The 18,478-nt window shown below is 32.5% G+C and carries 16 protein-coding genes; 9 read left to right on the forward strand and 7 right to left on the reverse strand.

Annotated elements, in window-relative coordinates:
* Window positions 1-1,632, forward strand: a complete 1,632-nt coding sequence (gene groL / locus CHAB381_RS02720) for a chaperonin GroEL (RefSeq protein ID WP_012108443.1) — start codon at window positions 1-3, stop codon at window positions 1,630-1,632.
* Between the two features lie 846 nt (window positions 1,633-2,478).
* On the opposite strand, the gene CHAB381_RS02725 is transcribed toward groL, so the two are convergent.
* The 7 genes from CHAB381_RS02725 to CHAB381_RS08975 all read right to left on the reverse strand — a co-directional run bounded on the left by CHAB381_RS02725 (window position 2,479) and on the right by CHAB381_RS08975 (window position 8,657).
* Window positions 2,479-3,066, reverse strand: coding sequence for a hypothetical protein (locus CHAB381_RS02725; protein WP_012108446.1), 588 nt, complete (start codon window positions 3,064-3,066; stop codon window positions 2,479-2,481).
* Window positions 3,067-3,811: 745 nt separating this feature from the next.
* Complete coding sequence (locus CHAB381_RS02730) at window positions 3,812-4,840, reverse strand: D-alanine--D-alanine ligase (RefSeq protein WP_012108447.1); 1,029 nt, start codon at window positions 4,838-4,840, stop codon at window positions 3,812-3,814.
* 13 nt (window positions 4,841-4,853) lie between these two features.
* Complete coding sequence (gene ruvA, locus CHAB381_RS02735) at window positions 4,854-5,408, reverse strand: Holliday junction branch migration protein RuvA (protein ID WP_012108448.1); 555 nt, start codon at window positions 5,406-5,408, stop codon at window positions 4,854-4,856.
* Complete coding sequence (locus CHAB381_RS02740) at window positions 5,409-5,960, reverse strand: hypothetical protein (protein ID WP_012108449.1); 552 nt, start codon at window positions 5,958-5,960, stop codon at window positions 5,409-5,411. It lies immediately after the preceding gene.
* A complete protein-coding gene (locus CHAB381_RS02745; RefSeq protein WP_012108450.1) occupies window positions 5,957-6,823 on the reverse strand; it encodes an MlaD family protein in 867 nt (288 codons plus the stop codon). Before CHAB381_RS02745 ends, CHAB381_RS02740 begins: the two co-directional genes overlap by 4 nt.
* Before the next feature lie 2 nt (window positions 6,824-6,825).
* Window positions 6,826-7,557 carry an ABC transporter ATP-binding protein gene (locus tag CHAB381_RS02750; RefSeq protein ID WP_012108451.1) on the reverse strand — a complete coding sequence of 244 codons (732 nt, stop codon included), beginning with the start codon at window positions 7,555-7,557 and terminating at the stop codon, window positions 6,826-6,828.
* Entirely contained in the window at window positions 7,554-8,657 is a 1,104-nt protein-coding gene (locus tag CHAB381_RS08975; protein ID WP_012108452.1) for an MlaE family ABC transporter permease, read from the reverse strand. The genes CHAB381_RS02750 and CHAB381_RS08975 overlap by 4 nt, the downstream gene beginning before the upstream one ends.
* A 272-nt stretch (window positions 8,658-8,929) precedes the next feature.
* Here CHAB381_RS08975 and murJ point away from each other — a divergent pair, with 272 nt between their 5' ends.
* From murJ to pgsA, 8 genes are all read left to right on the forward strand, one after another.
* Window positions 8,930-10,327, forward strand: coding sequence for a murein biosynthesis integral membrane protein MurJ (gene murJ / locus CHAB381_RS02760; protein ID WP_012108453.1), 1,398 nt, complete (start codon window positions 8,930-8,932; stop codon window positions 10,325-10,327).
* Window positions 10,314-11,720 carry a cysteine--tRNA ligase gene (gene cysS / locus CHAB381_RS02765; protein WP_012108454.1) on the forward strand — a complete coding sequence of 469 codons (1,407 nt, stop codon included), beginning with the start codon at window positions 10,314-10,316 and terminating at the stop codon, window positions 11,718-11,720. Before murJ ends, cysS begins: the two co-directional genes overlap by 14 nt.
* Entirely contained in the window at window positions 11,717-13,432 is a 1,716-nt protein-coding gene (locus CHAB381_RS02770) for an ABC transporter ATP-binding protein (protein WP_012108455.1), read from the forward strand. Before cysS ends, CHAB381_RS02770 begins: the two co-directional genes overlap by 4 nt.
* 69 nt (window positions 13,433-13,501) lie before the next feature.
* Entirely contained in the window at window positions 13,502-14,557 is a 1,056-nt protein-coding gene (locus CHAB381_RS02775) for a quinone-dependent dihydroorotate dehydrogenase (RefSeq protein WP_012108456.1), read from the forward strand.
* Window positions 14,558-15,802, forward strand: coding sequence for a M16 family metallopeptidase (locus tag CHAB381_RS02780; RefSeq protein WP_012108457.1), 1,245 nt, complete (start codon window positions 14,558-14,560; stop codon window positions 15,800-15,802). It begins immediately after the preceding gene.
* A 2-nt stretch (window positions 15,803-15,804) separates the two neighbouring features.
* Window positions 15,805-16,701, forward strand: coding sequence for a 4-hydroxy-tetrahydrodipicolinate synthase (gene dapA, locus CHAB381_RS02785; RefSeq protein ID WP_012108458.1), 897 nt, complete (start codon window positions 15,805-15,807; stop codon window positions 16,699-16,701).
* A 5-nt stretch (window positions 16,702-16,706) separates the two neighbouring features.
* A complete protein-coding gene (locus CHAB381_RS02790) occupies window positions 16,707-17,486 on the forward strand; it encodes an enoyl-ACP reductase (protein WP_172462808.1) in 780 nt (259 codons plus the stop codon).
* The gene (gene pgsA, locus CHAB381_RS02795) at window positions 17,486-18,049 is read left to right on the forward strand and encodes a CDP-diacylglycerol--glycerol-3-phosphate 3-phosphatidyltransferase (RefSeq protein WP_012108460.1); all 564 of its coding nucleotides are present in this window, start codon (window positions 17,486-17,488) and stop codon (window positions 18,047-18,049) included. The genes CHAB381_RS02790 and pgsA overlap by 1 nt, the downstream gene beginning before the upstream one ends.
* The last annotated feature ends 429 nt before the right edge of the window (window positions 18,050-18,478 follow it).

Raw genomic sequence — 18,478 nt, forward strand, 5'->3', positions numbered from 1 at the left:
ATGGCAAAAGATATTATTTTTTCAGATGACGCTAGAAATAGACTTTATGATGGCGTAAAAAAATTAAACGATACAGTAAAAGTTACAATGGGACCAAGAGGTCGTAATGTTTTAATTCAAAAAAGTTTTGGCGCTCCGGCAATTACAAAAGACGGCGTGAGTGTGGCAAAAGAAGTTGAATTAAAAGATACAATAGAAAATATGGGCGCAGCTCTTGTTAAAGAAGTAGCAAACAAAACAAACGATCAAGCAGGTGACGGAACTACTACAGCTACAGTTTTAGCGCATGCTATTTTTAAAGAAGGTCTTAGAAATATAACAGCAGGTGCAAATCCAATTGAAGTAAAACGTGGAATGGATAAAATTTGCGCTGATGTTGTTGCTGAACTTAAGAAAATTTCAAAACCTGTAAAAGATAAAAAAGAGATAGCGCAAGTCGCAACTATTTCAGCAAATTCAGACGAAAGCATCGGTAAATTAATCGCAGATGCTATGGAAAAAGTAGGTAAAGATGGTGTAATCACTGTCGAAGAGGCAAAATCAATCAACGATGAATTGAATGTAGTTGAAGGAATGCAATTTGATAGAGGTTATTTAAGCCCATATTTCATCACTGATGCGGAAAAAATGCAAGTTGAATTAAATAGTCCGCTTGTTTTGCTATTTGATAAGAAAATCACAAATCTTAAAGATTTACTTCCTGTGTTGGAGCAAGTTCAAAAAACAGGCAAACCGCTTTTAATTATTGCTGAAGATATTGAAGGCGAGGCGCTTGCGACATTGGTTGTAAATAAACTTCGCGGCGTTTTAAATATTTCAGCTGTTAAAGCTCCAGGATTTGGCGATAGAAGAAAAGCAATGCTTGAAGATATTGCGATTTTGACAGGTGGAACAGTTATAAGCGAAGAGCTTGGTAGAACTCTTGAGAGTGCAAGTATTGCAGATCTTGGAAAAGCGGAAAGAATATTAATCGATAAAGATAATACTACAATCGTAAATGGCGCCGGTAAAAAAGACGATATAAAAGCAAGAGTAGATCAAATAAAAGCTCAAATTGCAGTTACATCAAGTGATTATGATAGAGAAAAACTTCAAGAAAGACTTGCAAAATTAAGCGGTGGTGTAGCGGTTATAAAAGTTGGCGCTGCGACTGAAACTGAAATGAAAGAGAAAAAAGATCGTGTAGATGATGCGCTTTCAGCTACAAAAGCAGCTGTAGAAGAAGGAATTGTAATCGGTGGCGGAGCAGCTTTAATTAAAGCCGGAAATGCAGTAAAAGAAAATCTGAAAGGCGATGAAAAAATCGGCGCTGATATTGTAAAAAGAGCACTTTTTGCACCGCTTCGCCAAATTGCGGAAAATGCGGGATTTGACGCAGGCGTAATAGCAAATGCAGTAAGCATAAATAAAGAAAAAGCTTATGGATTTGATGCTGCATGCGGCGAGTTTGTAAATATGTTTGAAGCAGGAATAATCGATCCTGTAAAAGTTGAACGTGTTGCGCTTCAAAATGCCGTAAGCGTGGCAAGCTTACTTTTAACAACAGAAGCAACAGTAAGCGAAATCAAAGAAGATAAACCTGCAATGCCGCAAATGCCTGATATGGGTGGCGGTATGGGCGGAATGATGTAATTGAATCATTCTTTTTTTAGTAGGCGTGGCACTTGCCACGCCTTTTTTATTTTATAAAATATTTAAGTTGAAATTTATGAATATCTCTTGGAACTAAAATTTTGAGAGTTAAAAATAAGATAAGTGATATAAATACAAATTCAATAATTTCAATCAAAAATAAAATTTTATGTTGTTTCATCTTTTGAAAAAATTTTTTACCTGCTTTAAAAACTTTAAAAAGTAACAGCGAATGGGATAAAATTCAATATATCGTTTTATGGTGAAATAAATACCGAAAAATCTACGATTATATAAATTTTCAGACTGCATTTTTATGAAAAATAAAAATACAAAAAGATAAATTTTTATAGCAAGATGACGGTATAAATGATTTTGTAAGAAAATATTGATTATGGTTTTTTATATATAATAATGACTAAATTTTTTACTTTTATATATTTCTGAAATTAATTACAATGAAAGTGAAGTTCAAAATAAAATTTTTAAAGCTTTCCAAAAAAACCGAAGTTGTTTTTTATGCAACCGGCTTAAAATCATCTGAAAACGGAATAATGCAAAAAAAAAACACAACTTAGATTTTCAAACTGATATTTATGCAGCATATAATAAAAGAATTAAAATAACGGATTAGTTTAAAAACAATAAACGATGATGAAAAAAATGATACTGCAAGATTTAGATAAAAAAATGTATTATTTTTTTAGAAAAACACTACAAGTGGCATAAAGTTATAGCTGCACTTAAGATTTTTTCAGCAGAAATTAAAATCACATTTTACAAAATAAAACAAGAAAAAAATTTAGTTTTTTAAGACATTTTCTTTGCTATAACTAAATTATAAAACTATGCTAACTTAAGCCAAGCTGTGCTCCGGATAATTTTTTTATCTGTAAGTTTTGCATTTACATCAAAATCATAATCTTTTTTAAGATGATGAAATTTATATCCTGTAATCTCTCCAAAAAGCGGCAAAGTTTTGGTATTTTTGTAGTGATTATTTATGATTTTTGAAATAAACTCAAGTTGTTCCTTTAGACTTTTAAAACAAAGTTCATCTTTATTAAAATAAACATACCTATATCCTTGCATAAGAGCGATTTTAAATATAGGCTCATTTTTTCTTTTAAAGTCAGTATCGATATAAATATAACTATTTTTATATTTTTGGAGCTCATCATTTAGTTTTTGTGCGTTTTCAAGCTCAGCGTTTATGTCAATTTTATAAATACTTGCCAACTTTAATACAAGCTCTTTTGAAGTATAAATGTAGTCATAATGTCCGTCTCGCAAAAACTTTGCCAAGCTTTTCGCGTTTGCGACTTTATATATGGCTTGATGAAATTTATCCATATTTTTATAGTCTAATAATTTAGCTAAATTTGAACTGTCTTTTAAATTTAAAAGAGTTTTTTGAAGTGTTTGAAATGTCATTTATTATCCTTTTTTGCCGATACATTTTTTGCTGAGATAAAATTTTAGTTATGTTTTATTAACAAATTGAAAATAATACTAAAAATACATTAAAATATTTAAGTCAAAATTTATAAAATGAAAATTTAACAAATGTAATCATAAAATACAAAAAAGCTTCAAAATTTATCACGTATAGAACTGTTTCAAAGTGATGCTAAACAAAAGATAAAAGGACAATAACGAGCGCTTAAGATAATAGATTATGTTATAAATAAACAAAAAGGTTGAAGTAGAAATGCAACAAAAATTATATTAGTATAATTTTATATGTATTTATAGAATTTTATAGGTTTGTAGTAACGGATGAAATAGTAAAAATCGGCAGTGTGGCAGATAAATATTTTTCAAGCTTTAAAATTTAAACATTGGGGAGATGCAAATTTGGCGAAAAAGAATTAAATGGCGTATTCGTTTTTAGGAATTGTAATTTAAATTTCTGATAGTAAAAAAAGTATGAAAAAGAGAAGAAATTTTACAAGTTATAGATAATGATGATTTTATATCAAATTTCTTTCCGCAATATGATAGTTTGTCTGTTTAGTTGCAGAATATAGCAAAGTTACAAAAGATATGAAAGAAAAAAATGATAAGCTTATATCTCGGCAAAGAGATGGTAAAAATGATAGAAGCTGAAATTTTAGAATAGGTTAAAATTTAAAAATCAGAAGTTTTAAAAGGCGAACATTTAAATTCGCCTTTTTATTTATTTATTTTTCACTATAGCATTTATTAATTCATATCCTACTTGAATGTGTTTATTTGACGGTAAATTCATAGCCAGTCTATTAAGTACATCGTTAAAATCATTAAATAAATAGTTTGCCAAACTTCCAGGATTCGGATTGATTTCATTTAGATAAACTTCATTATTTATAACAAAAAAGTCGCAACGAATAATCGCGCCGTCAAATTCACCGTAGTTATAAACTCGTCTAAACGCCTCTTTCATATTATCTTTTACGGATAAGCCCAGATTTGCTTCTTGAGGTTTTCCTGAGCGTGAAAAATCCATATATTTTTGAAAATAATCCAGAAATTTATCTTTTTGCGGTTCTTCAATGATAGAAAATTCTATCTCTCCGTCTATTTTGCAACCGGCAAGATTGTATTCTTTTACATCTTCTATATATGGTTCTATAATGGCGCTACTGTCAAGTTCAAAAGCCGTATCGATAGCGTAACTTAATTCATTGTGATTTTTAACTATTTTTATGCCTATACTGCTTCCTAGGTGAGATGGTTTTACGATTAGAGGATATGGAATGCTAGGAAGAGTTGAACTTTTAATAATTTGATATTCTATAGTTTTAATACCGGCGGCTTTAGCTAAGTTTTTGGTAAGCTCTTTATCATAGCTTATTACGCTTGCTTCCAGTCTTGGTCCTATAAAAGGAATATTGAAAAATTCCAGAAGTGAGGCTAATTTACCGTCTTCTCCATCGCATCCGTGGATTACATTTACAAATACATCAGCTTCTACGCGTGTTTTTGAAAACATTCCGTTTACGTAAAATCCATTGCTTGCTATTGTAAGCTCTTTTGCTTTTTTATATTCACCACTGCTGAAATAGTTTGCAATCATATTTTTCGGTTCTATCAAATAAAAGTTGCGATCCTGATCGCAAAAAACATAAGCGCATTCTTTTTTTATTACTTTTTTAAGCGAAATTGCGGAAACTATACTGATTTCATGTTCATAACTTTGACCACCGAAAATAATTCCAAATTTCATTTTTTCTCCTTTTCTATGCTAATTTTTTAAGTGCCTCTTTTATTAAATCGGCTGTATTTGTACTTTTGCAATTAAGTAAAATTTTATTGATTTTATCTCTTTTAAATCCTAAATTTTCAAGCGCGCTGATAGTTTCAATTTTATATTGTTCTCCGTCATTTGCAAGCTCTATTTTTGCGTCGCTTAATTCAGCTATTATTCTACGAGCCGTTTTTGGTCCGATTCCAGGAACCGTTGTAAGAGTTGCGGTGTCACCATTTATAATAGCTCTCAAAAAGTTATCGCTGCTTAAACTTGAACAAACAGCCATCGCCGTATTCGCACCGATACCGTTAAGTTTTATGAGCATTTCAAACATTCTTTTTTCTTTTTCATCTAGAAAACCGTAAAGTAAATCAGCATCTTCGCGTAAAATTTGAGCTGTTAAAAGTTCTATTTTTTCGCCTTTATTTATTCGTGCCGAACATCCAAGCGAAATGCTGATTCCATAGCTAACTCCGGTTACTGTTTTTAATACGCAAAAAGTCGGTTCTTTTTTTGTTATTATGCCTTCTACTGCAACTATCATTTATATTGCCTTTAAAATTTCATTTATTGCAAGATTTAACGCATCGTTCAATGCATTAAAAATAGTTTGATTTTGCGGGGTTTTCACAAAAACTTTTTTTGTTATTATAGCAGATTTGCGTGCGTTAAATGCGTTAAAAATTTCATACCCGAGCGTAACTACAGCTTCATCTTCATAAACTCCCATGGTTATGATTTTTACTTTAAGGCGTAAATCATTTTCACGCGGCGCAAAAATCGGATTTAGTCCGCAATTTGAGAAAACAGCGTCATTTATGGCTTTATAAACCATATCGCTTGGCATTGTTATAAATTTTGCATCTTTTAGATATCGCGCTTTATGCAGATAATCAACTACTAAAATATCTCTTTTTTCGACAAGACTTGTTGCTAAAATATTTGCTATATAAATATTTTTTGTTTTTGCATTTTTATTTATACATGTATTTTGCATAAATTTCAGTTCATAATAAGTATAAGGTTTACTTTTTTGTTTTAAATAGCAGCCGCTAAGCAGCGGTAAAATAGCTAAAATAATTAAAAATTTTCTCATTTCGTATCTCCTGTATCTTTGAAAAAGAACTCATACGGATTGTCTTCAAGTCTGAATAATGCACTTTCAAACTCAATCAAAGCTTTATTAAATTCATTCAAAGTCGTTTGTGCATCGCTTAAAGTCGGATTTAAAATTTCGCGGATATTAAAATCACCGTTGTCTATACGAGCTGAAATTTTATTTTGTGTTTTATTTAGATTGTCTATAAAATTATTGAATTTTTTTGCAGAATTGTCCATTGTTTTTTGAAATTTTATAAACTCGTCAATAGCCGTATATATATTTTTTGTCAATTTTTCATCATTCAGTTTTTTGCTGAAAGTTTCAAAATTGGTTAAAATTTTATTAATTTTATCAATGTTTTGATTTGATAAAAGCATATTTATTTTATAAATCGTTTCACTTACCTGATCGCTTATTACTTCCGCTTTTTTGCCGATTTTATCTAAAAGAGCCTTATCAAGAGAAATAATCGGTTTTTTTTCATTTTCATTAAAAATTTCGCCGCTTCCTTGCGTTATATTTATAAATGAAATTCCGCTTATTCCTTGAGATTCGACTTTTGCTATACTGTCTTTTGAAATCGGAAGTTTATCTTTTATAGATAATTCAATTTCTATTATCGCATTTTTCATATCTATAAAATCTATTTTTTTGACGATTCCTGCATTTACTCCGATAAATTTTACATCGGCTCCTTCTTTGATTCCAACAGGAAGCTCTTTTGTATGGATAAAGTATGAGCGGTATGTTTCGTTTGCTTCGGTTCTAGTGAGCATCCACCACATAAAAATACCCAAAAACGCCCCTATAAGCATAACAAAAAGTCCGACTATCGTGTAAGAATTTCTATTTTCCATTTTTACCTCATTTCAAAAAGTTCGCGCAAAGGATTGTTTTTAAGCTTTTTGGCGCCTGCTAAAACACCTTCATATATTATTTTGTGATTATCGATTATCAAAAATCTATCCAAAATTTCAAAAATACTGTCAATATCGTGCGTAACCATTACTATTGTAACTCCAAGAGTATCTCTAAGTTCGCAAACAAGGCGGTCAAGCGATCTTGCACTTAGCGGATCAAGTCCTGAGTTCGGTTCGTCCAAAAATAAAATTTCCGGACTTAAAGCAAGCGCTCTTGCCATTGCGACTCGTTTTTTCATACCGCCGCTTAATTCGCTTGGCATTTTTTGTGCATCTGAAATTTTAAGACCGACTTTTTCAAGCCAAAAAAGCGATAAATCATTTATCTCGTTTTCATTGAATTTTGAATATTCTCTAAGTAAAATTCCGACATTTTCTATAACATTCATAGAACTGAAAAGTGCTCCGAATTGAAACATTACGCCGCATTTCAGTTGAATTTCAAGTCTTTTTTCGGCTTTTAAAGCCCATATGTTTTCTCCGAAAATTTCAACTGTTCCGCTGCTTGGTTTTTTAAGAAAAATCATAGTTTTCATAAGCGTTGTTTTGCCGCTTCCGCTTCCGCCCAAAAGTCCGTAAATTTCGCCTTTTTGCACGCTGAAACTTACATTGTCGTGCATAATAAAATCGCCAAAAGCTGTTGTAAGATTTTGCGCGTTTATGATATTCATATTTTCAGCTCCGAAAACATAACGGCAAAAAATGCATCCAACGCTATTACCCAGAATATAGCATTTACAACGCTTATTGTTGTGTATTCTCCGATACTTTGAGTGTCGTTTTTGACTTCAAATCCGCGCAAACAACCTACAATCGCAATTATCGCGCCGAAAAACGGCGCTTTTACAATCCCGACCAGAAAATGTCTGATTTCAATCGTGCTTTTAAATCGCTCCAAATAGTCGGCAAAAGATATTTCCAAATAAGCATCGCAAACTATCATCTGAGAAAAAATGCTGACGGCATCAGCTAGAAAAATCACAAAAGGCGTTATTATAATCATTGCTAAAATGCGCGGCATACAAAGAAAATAAAACGGATCAAAGCCCATTGTTTTCATCGCATCTATCTCCTCTGTAATTTTCATAACACCGATTTGAGCTGTAAAAGATGACGCCGAACGGCCGGCAATTACGATTGCTGCTATAAGAGGTGCAATTTCTCTTAGTGTAAGCATTCCCATTATGTCTATTATATAAATGCTTGCGCCAAATTGCGCCAACATATCCGAGCCTATGTAAGCTAAAACTATTCCAACTAAAAATGCCGTTAAAGATACGATAAAAACAGCATCTATTCCTGCATCTTTTGCGCAATTACTCATTTCTTTAAGGCGCATTTTTTTTGGTGTCAGTGCGAAAAATTTTATAAAAAATTCACCCATAAAAGAGGTTAAATTAGTTAGATTTTTTTTCGCGTCTATTGTAGCGATACCAATTTCATTTAAAGTTTTTATTATAAAATTTATATTTTTCTTATGTATATTTTCGCTAAAATCGGCATTTTCAAGCGTTTTAAAGATTTTTTTTATTTTTTCGTTTTCATTTATTATTTCATAATTTGCTTTTATAAGTGATTTTTTTATAAAAACGGCAAAAAAATAGTCAAAATTTTCTACGTCTTTAAAATTTAATATTATTTTTTCACTGTTTTTTATGGAATTTTTCACTATATTTTTAAAATTATGTGCGATTTTCGGATTTAATTTATAATCAAAATTTCCATTAAAAAAAATATTTAAAATTCCATTTTTATGCTCGTAATCCAGCACTTTAACTCCAAAAAATTTTGATGAGTTCCGATTATAATAAAATTTGGTTTAGCTTTTAATAAATTTTTGTACGATTATTCTCATAGAAAAACAAATCATAAAATTGTTTTATATAATATTTCGACTCTATAATATAAATTTTATTTTTTTTAAAAACGGTAAAATGGATTTATTCTGTGTTTTTTTTATTTGTAAAAATAACGCCGATTTTTAAACTATATTTAACTGGAAATTTTATACAATAAAAAGTTTTTATAAATCAAGGTTTATCGGTGTTTAAAGGATTTTTTACAAATAGTTTCGGTATTTTAACTTCGCGCATTTTAGGCTTCGTTAGAGATTTAATGACAGCCGGAATTTTAGGGGCCGGGATTTGGAGCGATATATTTTTCGTAGCTTTTAAACTGCCAAATCTTTTTCGCAGACTTTTTGGCGAAGGAAGCTTTACACAAGCGTTTTTACCTGGTTTTGTAGCTGCACGTAAAAAAGGCATTTTTGCCGCTTCAGTACTTATAAAATTTGTAATTTTCATACTTTTTTTAACTTTTGTAGTTTTTTTATTTACCGCATTTTTTACAAAATTTTTAGCTCTTGGATTTGACTTTAAATCTGTGCAAATGGCGGTTCCGTACGTAAGAATAAACTTTTTATATCTTATTTTTATTTTTGCAGTTACGCTTTTTGCTTCACTTTTGCAATATCGCGGCCACTTCGCAACTACCGCATTTTCAACGGCTTTGCTAAATTTATCTATGATAACGGCACTTTTTTTAGCCAAAGGAAAAAGCGATGAAGAAATCGTGCTGTATCTAAGCATAGGCGTCGTAATCGGCGGATTTTTGCAGCTTCTGGTACATATAATCGCTTTAAAATTTACAGGAATGCTTAAAATTCTGCTTGGAGGATTTTCGCACCTTTTTAAAGGTGAAAAAGCTGACACAAAAGGTTTTTACAAAAATTTCTATCATGGCGTGATAGGATCTTCCGCGCTTCAAATAAGCGGCTTTATAGACACTTGGTTTGCAAGTTTTTTGGCGTTTGGATCAATTAGTTATTTATATTATGCAAACCGTATTTTTCAGCTTCCGCTTGCGCTTTTTGCTATTGCTTTAACGACTGCGATTTTTCCTAAAATAAGTAAATTTATCAAAGCGCACGATGAAAAAACGGCGCTGAATTTTATGAGTAAAAGCTTTTATTTTCTATTTGCTCTGCTTGTGTTTTCCACAATCGGCGGCATTATGCTCAGCTTTGAAATAACGTGGCTTCTTTTCGAAAGAGGCGAGTTTACGCGTGAAAATACGGTTGAATGTGCATTAGTGCTAAGCGCTTATATGATAGGGCTTGTTCCGTTCGGATTGGCAAAACTTTTTTCTTTATGGCTATATGCAGAAATGAAACAAAATATCGCCGCTAAAATTTCAGTTCAAAGTCTGTTTTTAAATTTTGCTTGTTGCGCTATTTTAGTTAAACCTTTCGGTGTGGCAGGATTAGCGCTTGCAAGCTCAATTAGCGGTTTTTTCCTATTTTTTATGAATATTAAATTTTTTGGTTTTAAAAATTTTTTAGCTATAATAAATCGCAAAAAAATTGCTTTTATTTTTGTAATTTGTATCGTTGAAATCGCGATTTTATGGATATTTAAAAGGTTAATAAATGGTTATTTTTGATAGTGTTGTTAAAAAAAAGCTTGAATTCATTCCTTTAGAAAATGATTTTGTGCGAATTTACGTTTGCGGACCGACTGTGTATGATGATGCGCATTTAGGACATGCAAAAAGCGCGATTAGCTTTGATTTGCTACGTAGAACTCTTGTAGCGCTCGGTTTTAAAGTAAAATTTGTTAAAAATTTTACCGATATTGACGATAAAATTTTAAAAAAGATGGAAGATAGCGGTAAAAGCCTTAAAGAGATTACGGAATTTTACATTTCAAGGTATTTGGACGATATGAATGCTTTAAATGTGCTTAGGGCCGATATCGAGCCGCGCGCTACAGAGTGCATTGACGAAATTATAGAGTTTGTGGAAGAACTTTTGGATAACGGCGCCGCATATAAGATTCAAGGGGACGGTATTTATTTTGATACGAGCAAAGACAGCGATTATTTAAGTTTAAGCGGTAAAAAAGATAGCGACGAAAACATAGCAAGAGTTGCTTCGAACGCGCAAAAAAAAGATGAAAAAGATTTTGCACTTTGGAAATTTGACGAAAAATATTATAAAGCGAAATTTGGCTGCGGGCGTCCCGGTTGGCATACGGAATGCGTCGTAATGATAAAAAAATATCTTACTGATAATAAACAAAAATATTTAATTGACATTCACGCAGGCGGAATGGATCTTTTATTTCCGCACCACGAAAATGAAGCCGCGCAATGTCGTTGCGCCGAGCATAAAAATCTTGCAAAATACTGGATGCACAACGGTTTTGTGCAAGTTAACAATGAAAAAATGAGTAAAAGTCTAGGGAACAGCTTTTTTATAAAAGATGCCCTTAAAATCGTGCCTGGTGAGGCATTAAGATTTTATTTGATGAGTTCTCATTATAGAGCAAATTTTAATTACAGCGTGAATGATTTATTTTCAAGCAAAAAACGACTCGATAAAATTTATCGTCTTAAAAAACGTTTGCAAGGCGCGAAAAAAGGTATTTCAGATGAAAAATTCAAAGCTGAAATTTTAGACGCTTTAAGTGATGATTTAAATACATCTTTAGCTCTTAGTATAGTTGATTCTATGGTAAATAGTGCTAATGAACGGCTTGATAAAAATCCAAAAGACAAGATGAAAAAAGGTGAAATTTTGGCGAATTTGGATTTTGTAAAAGAGACTCTAGGAATTTTATATACGGATGAAAATTTATATTTTCAATTTGGCGTTAGTGAAACAAAAAAGGCTGAAATTTCTGATTTAATAGCGCAAAGAGATGCTGCAAAAAAAGAAAAAAATTTTGCTCTTGCCGATGAAATCAGGGAAAAACTTGCCTTGCAAAATATCACGCTTATGGATACACCAAACGGCACCGTTTGGGAAATTTCAAATGAAACGGACATAAAATGAACGGACTGAAAGGTATTTTAAAAAGATTTAAACATTATTTTGTAGAATATAAACTTTTGCTGTTTTTTATGATGATTGCAATGATATTTGCAAGTGCTGCAAACGGTCTTATAGCATGGCTTGTCGAGCCTGTGCTGAATAAAATTTTTATAGAAAAAAATGAAAATCTGCTTTACATTTTGCCTTATGCAATCATTGCCGTTTATACGTTGAAAAGTGTCGGATCTTATTTTCAAACATACCTAAGCTCATATATAGGTCAGGATATAATTAAACAGATTAGAAATAAGCTTGTGGATCGTCTTTTAAGCCTTGATATGAAGTTTTTTAATGAGTTTAGAACAGGCGAGCTGATTAGCAGAACGATAAACGATATTGAGCGCATTCGTATGATTGTAAGTTCGATGATACCTGATATGTTGGTTCAAATAATGTCTATAATAGGACTTTTAATCGTTGTAATTTATCAAAATCCAAGACTTGCTTTTTTCGCCCTTGTGGTTTTGCCGATTGCTGTTTATCCTCTTTCTATTCTCGCAAAAAAGATGAAAAAAATCTCTAAAAAATCGCAAGAGAAAAACTCTGATATAAGCTCCGTGCTAAATGAAATTTATTCAAATATTGAAATTGTAAAAGCAAGCAATGCACAAAATTTGGAACTCAATCGCTTTAAAGATGAAAATCAAAAATTTTTTAAGCTGAATGTAAAAGCTACAAAAACAAATGCGCTTGTCAGCCCGATAATGGAAATAATCGGCTCGATCGGTATTGCTATTATCATTATAGTGGGCGGTCTGGAAGTTATAAACGGCGCTATGGATATGGGAAAATTTTTCTCATTTACGGCTGCGCTTTTTATGCTTTATCAACCGATTAAAGCACTTTCATCTATTTATAACAGTCTTCAAGATGCAATCGCTGCCAGTGAGAGAACTTTTGAACTTTTGGATTTAATCCCGTCAATCATTGATGGAAATAAAGAATTTCCAAATGCCGCAAATACTATAATTTTTCAAAATGTCAGTCTGAAATACAACGAAAAAACAGCACTTAAAAATATAAATTTCAGTGCTAAAAAAGGCGAAATGTTTGCATTTGTCGGAAACAGCGGCGGCGGAAAAAGTTCAATTGTAAATTTACTTATGAGATTTTATGATGCCGGCAGTGGAAATATTTTGGTAAATGAAAGCGATATAAGCGAGTTTAGTTTGAAATCTTTAAGAGATAATATCGGACTTGTTACACAACGCGTTTATATTTTTAACGATACAATCGCAAATAATGTGTGCTATGGCGGCGTTTTTGATGAAAACCGTGTAATAAATGTTTTAAAAATGGCAAACGCATACGATTTTGTGTTAAATCTGGAAGATGGAATTTACACAAAACTTCAAGAGTTCGGCGCAAATTTAAGCGGTGGACAGAGACAACGAATAGCAATTGCAAGAATGCTTTATAAAAATCCTCAAATTTTAATTTTCGATGAAGCTACATCGGCGCTTGATAATACAAGCGAAAAAGCAATCAGCGACGTAATAGAAAAAATAAGAGACAATAAAATCATATTTATCATCGCTCACAGACTTTCTACGATTGCAAACGCGGATAAAATAGCAGTCGTAAATAATGGCGAAATAGCGGCAATAGGCACCGATGAAAGTCTTAGTCAAAGCTGTGAAATTTATCAAAAATTAAAAGGTAAATTAAGTTGATAAATTTGTTTTTAAAAAATTCTTTGGTAAAATTTTAAATTTGTTAGCATAAGATTGGAGAATAATGTAATGTATAGCGCTTTAAAAAGTGTTTTATTTAATTTTGACCCTGAAACCGCTCATAAAATCGGTTATTTTGGTATGAAAATGTGGGATATGCTGCCAGGAGTCGGCAGTTTGGTGGCTAAAAATTTCACATATAGCGATGTGATTTTAGAACAAAATCTTTTTGGACTTAAATTTCGTAATCCAATTGGCATTGCAGGCGGTTTTGATAAAGATGCGACAATGATTTTGCCGTTATTTGAGCTCGGATTTGGACATTTGGAATACGGCACCGTTACGCCAAAACCGCAACCGGGAAACCCGAAACCGAGAATTTTCAGACTGATTGAAGATAAAAGTATCCAAAATTCTATGGGTTTTAACAGCAAAGGTATGAATGTTGTTTTGAATAATGTAAAAAAAGTATATCCGTTTCGCATTCCTTTAATCGCAAATATAGGTAAAAATAAAGTTACGCCGAATGACGAAGCTTTGAAAGATTATGAAGTTTTAATAGAAAATTTTAACGAATATTGCGATCTTTTTGCTATAAATATCAGTTCGCCGAATACCCCTAATTTACGTGATTTACAAAATGAAAATTTCATAAAAGAGCTTTTTTGTATGGCAAAAGAGAAGACAAAAAAGCCGATTTTTATAAAAATCGCGCCGGATATGGATATAAAAGATGCGATAAATTTGTGTGTCTCATCCGTGCAAAACGGCGCCAACGGCATAATTATAAACAATACTAGCGTAGATTACTCGCTTTCTCCAAATATCAAACAGCAAAAAGGCGGCATTAGCGGACAGCTGATAACGGAAAAATCGCGCAATTTTTTTGCACAAATTGCAAAAGAGATTTACGGAAAAACGACTCTTATAAGCTGTGGCGGTATTGATAGTGCCAAGGAAGCTTATAAAAGAATAAGACTTGGTGCAAATTTCATTCAAATTTTTACAGCATTTATCTATGTAGGTCCAATACTTTGCAAAAAAATAAATAGTGAACTTGCCGAACTTTTACGAAAAGACGGCTTTAAAAATATATCCGAAGCTGTTGGAGCGGATCTTAAATAAATGCTGCCTGAATTTAAAAAAATAATCTTAGATAACGGATTCGAAATTTATCACATTCCTTGCAATGAAGGCTCAGGCGTTATTAGCACTGATATTTTTTATAAAGTCGGCTCAAGAAACGAGTATATGGGAAAAAGCGGTATCGCTCATATGCTTGAGCATATGAATTTTAAATCTACTAAAAACCGTAAAGCAGGGGTTTTTGATAAGACTGTAAAAGGCTTTGGCGGTATTGATAACGCATCAACAGGATTTGATTATACACACTATTTTATAAAATGTGCCAACTCAAATTTAGATATTTCCTGCGAGCTTTTTGCCGATATTATGCAAAATTTAAATCTAAAAGACGAAGAGTTCAAACCTGAAAGAAATGTTGTGCTTGAAGAAAGACTTTGGCGCACAGATAATAATCCTGCGGGCTTTCTTTTTTTTCGCCTTTACAACAGCGCTTTTATATACCATCCGTATCATTGGACGCCGATCGGTTTTAAAAAAGATATAGAAAACTGGACAATTGAAGATATTAATGATTTTCACGCGAAATTTTATCAACCGCAAAATGCGTTTTTGGTAATTGCAGGTGATATCGATGAAAAAAGCGCATTTAAAAGCGCAAAAAAACATTTTGAAAAAATAAAAAACAGCTCCGACATTCCTGTTAATTTTTGTAAAGAACCTACTCAAAATGGTGAAAGAAACATTATAATTCATAAAAACAGTGAAGTTGAAATGATAGCTCTTGCTTATAAAATTCCGCCATTTAATCACGCCGACCAAAATGCGCTGTCCGCTGTGGAAAACATTTTAGGAAGCGGCAAAAGTTCAGTTATAAGACGCATTTTAGTTGATGAGAAAAAACTTGCAAATGATGTTGAAATTTATAATATGTCAAGCATTGATGAAAATCTTTTTATCATTTTTGCTGTGGCGAATTTTGGCATAAAGGCTGAAATTTTAAAGAGTGAAATTTTAGAAATTTTAGAAAACCTAAAACAAAAAGAGATAGAAGATGAAGCGTTGGAAAAGGTTAGAAATGCGTTAAATTCTCAGTTTGTATATTCGCTTGACAGCGCCGGAAAAATTGCAGACATTTATGGAAATTTTATCGCTATGGGCGATATAAGCGTGCTTTTTGAATTACCGCAAAAAATTCAAAATTTAACCAAAATGGATATTAAAAATTGTTTTTTAAAATATTTTGATAAAAACAGACTTACAAGTGTAATTTTAAGAAAGGAATAAAAATGGAATCAACTCTTATAAAAGGCTCTATGGTAGCCATTATTACGCCGTTTAAAAATGGCAAAATCGATGAGGTCGGTTACGAAAAACTCATAAAAAGAGAAATTGCAAACGGCATAAATGTGATTGTACCGGTCGGTACAACCGGCGAAAGCGCCACGCTTACACACGAAGAGCATAGAGTTTGTATTGAAATTGCCGTGGATACATGCAAAGGTACGGATGTTAAAGTTTTAGCAGGAGCCGGAAGCAACGCAACTCACGAAGCCATAGGTTTGGCTAAATTTGCTCAAGATCATGGAGCGGACGCTGTTTTATCCGTCGCGCCGTATTATAATAAACCAACTCAACAAGGATTGTATTTGCATTATAAAGAGATTGCAAACTCGGTTGAAATTCCGGTTTTGCTTTATAATGTTCCAGGAAGAACAGGTTGCGATATTAAGGCGGATACTGTAATTCGTCTTTTTAGAGAATGCAAAAATATAATCGGTGTAAAAGAGGCAAGCGGAGATATAGATAGATGTGTTGATTTGCTTTCTAGAGAGCCGCATATGACCGTAGTCAGCGGAGAAGATTCTATAAATTATCCGATATTGGCAAATGGCGGAAAAGGCGTGATTTCAGTCACTGCAAATCTTTTGCCGGATTATGTCGCAAAACTTTGTGATTACGCACTAAAAGGCGATTTTGTAAAATCTCGCGAGATAAACAATGAACTTTATGAATTAAACAAAATTTTATTTGTAGAGAGCAATCCTGTGCCTATAAAAGCGGCGATGTATATTGCAGGACTTATCGAAACGCTTGAATATCGTTTGCCGCTTTGTGAGCCTAGCAAAGAAAATTATAAAAAAATCGAAGAAACAATAAAAAAATACAAAATTAAAGGGTTATAATGGAAATGAATAACGAATTTAATGGAAAAACGCTGGTAATTAGCGGCGGAACAAGAGGAATCGGAAGGGCGATAGTCGAAGAATTTGCGCAAAACGGTGTAAATATCGCTTTTACCTACAATTCAAACGAAGAGCTTGCAAAAAAACAATGCGAAGAGCTTGAAAGCGAATTCGGCATAAAAGCAAGATGTTATGCGCTAAATATCTTAGAGCCTGCAACCTATAAAGATCTTTTTTTAGAGATTGACAATGATTTCGATAGAATTGATTTTTTTATTTCAAATGCTATTATTTCAGGACGCGCAGTAGCCGGCGGATACACGAAGTTTATGAGACTCAAACCTAGAGGATTAAATAATATTTTCACTGCAACAGTTGATGCCTTTATAGTTGGTGCTCAGGAAGCCGCAAAAAGAATGGAAAAAACTGGTGGCGGTTCAATAATCTCAATCAGCTCGACAGGAAATCGCGTTTATATAGAAAATTATGCAGGTCATGGTACTTGTAAAGCTGCGGTTGAAGTTATGGTTAAATATGCAGCGTCTGAACTTGGTAAAATTGGAATAAGAGCCAATGCGGTGTGTGGCGGACCTATTGATACCGACGCTCTTAAAGCTTTTACAAATTATGAGGAAGTAAGGGATAAAACCGCGCAACTTAGTCCATTGAATAGAATGGGTAAACCAAGTGATTTGGCAGGAGCTTGTCTATTTTTATGTTCAAGCAAAGCAAGCTGGGTCACAGGACATACTTTTATAGTAGATGGCGGAACGACTTTTAGATAATGCTTAATTTACCGAACATTTTGGCGATTTTACGCGTTTTTTTGGCGCCTTTATTTTTTTATCTTTTGATAATAGCAGGAAGCAACGAAATTTCAACTTCGAGCATTCATACGAGCTGGATAAATTTTGCAGCCGCTTTTGTGTTTGTTATAGCTTCCGTGACTGATTTTTTTGACGGATTTATCGCAAGAAATTGGAATCAAATCACAAAGTTTGGCGCCATTATCGATCCTTTAGCCGATAAAATGCTGACATTAGCAGGATTTTTAGGGCTTATGTATATTGGAAGAGCAAATCCATGGGCGGTTTATCTTATTTTGATAAGAGAATTTTTTATAACCGGATTTCGCACCGTAATGCTTAGTGAAAATATTGAAGTTTCTGCTTCTATGGCAGGAAAAGTTAAAACCGTGTTTCAAATGATAGCAATCGGTTTTCTTACAATGCAGTGGATTTTCGGCTCTATTTTGCTTTGGATAGCAGTTATTTTGACTGTTTATTCAGGTTTTGAATATATCAAAGCCTACGCAAAATTTCATAAAGTGATAAAAGAAAACAATTAGGAATAATTGGCTAATTAGCCTGAAAAGCGTGAACGGATATTTTAAAATTTTAAATGAAACAATAAAATAAAAATTTGACGGATTGCAGCGGATTTCATGCGGCTAAAATTTTACCTTTACAGAGTGGATTTTGATGAGATATAAAAAGTCGTCAACTAGAAGTAAAAAGCGGTAAGAAATGGGCGAAATTTTAAATAAAATAGCGTTAAATTTACAAAAAACGCAGAATCTGATTTTATGATTTTGCCACAAATACAATACGCAAAGTGGCGTATATCACGTAAAAAAAATCTAAAAATTTCACTTTTTCAATATGATATGTGATTAGTTAAGTAAGCGCTAAACGAACAAAATATTAAAACAGCAGCGTTTCTTGATAACTATTTATATAATGAAACAAGATTTTATATCTAAAAATTTAAAAAAGAA

Origin of the sequence: Campylobacter hominis ATCC BAA-381 (assembly GCF_000017585.1) — a bacterium.
Taxonomy (GTDB): domain Bacteria; phylum Campylobacterota; class Campylobacteria; order Campylobacterales; family Campylobacteraceae; genus Campylobacter_B; species Campylobacter_B hominis.

Coding starts and splice junctions, on each gene's coding strand:
- dapA (WP_012108458.1), top strand. CDS start 15,805: ATGGAATCAACTCTTATAAAAGGCTCTATGGTAGCCATTATTACGCCG.
- groL (WP_012108443.1), top strand. CDS start 1: ATGGCAAAAGATATTATTTTTTCAGATGACGCTAGAAATAGACTTTAT.
- ruvA (WP_012108448.1), bottom strand. CDS start 5,408: ATGATAGTTGCAGTAGAAGGCATAATAACAAAAAAAGAACCGACTTTT.
- CHAB381_RS02745 (WP_012108450.1), bottom strand. CDS start 6,823: ATGGAAAATAGAAATTCTTACACGATAGTCGGACTTTTTGTTATGCTT.
- CHAB381_RS02780 (WP_012108457.1), top strand. CDS start 14,558: ATGCTGCCTGAATTTAAAAAAATAATCTTAGATAACGGATTCGAAATT.
- CHAB381_RS02730 (WP_012108447.1), bottom strand. CDS start 4,840: ATGAAATTTGGAATTATTTTCGGTGGTCAAAGTTATGAACATGAAATC.
- cysS (WP_012108454.1), top strand. CDS start 10,314: ATGGTTATTTTTGATAGTGTTGTTAAAAAAAAGCTTGAATTCATTCCT.
- pgsA (WP_012108460.1), top strand. CDS start 17,486: ATGCTTAATTTACCGAACATTTTGGCGATTTTACGCGTTTTTTTGGCG.
- CHAB381_RS02770 (WP_012108455.1), top strand. CDS start 11,717: ATGAACGGACTGAAAGGTATTTTAAAAAGATTTAAACATTATTTTGTA.
- CHAB381_RS02790 (WP_172462808.1), top strand. CDS start 16,707: ATGAATAACGAATTTAATGGAAAAACGCTGGTAATTAGCGGCGGAACA.
- CHAB381_RS02750 (WP_012108451.1), bottom strand. CDS start 7,557: ATGAATATCATAAACGCGCAAAATCTTACAACAGCTTTTGGCGATTTT.
- CHAB381_RS02725 (WP_012108446.1), bottom strand. CDS start 3,066: ATGACATTTCAAACACTTCAAAAAACTCTTTTAAATTTAAAAGACAGT.
- CHAB381_RS02740 (WP_012108449.1), bottom strand. CDS start 5,960: ATGAGAAAATTTTTAATTATTTTAGCTATTTTACCGCTGCTTAGCGGC.
- CHAB381_RS02775 (WP_012108456.1), top strand. CDS start 13,502: ATGTATAGCGCTTTAAAAAGTGTTTTATTTAATTTTGACCCTGAAACC.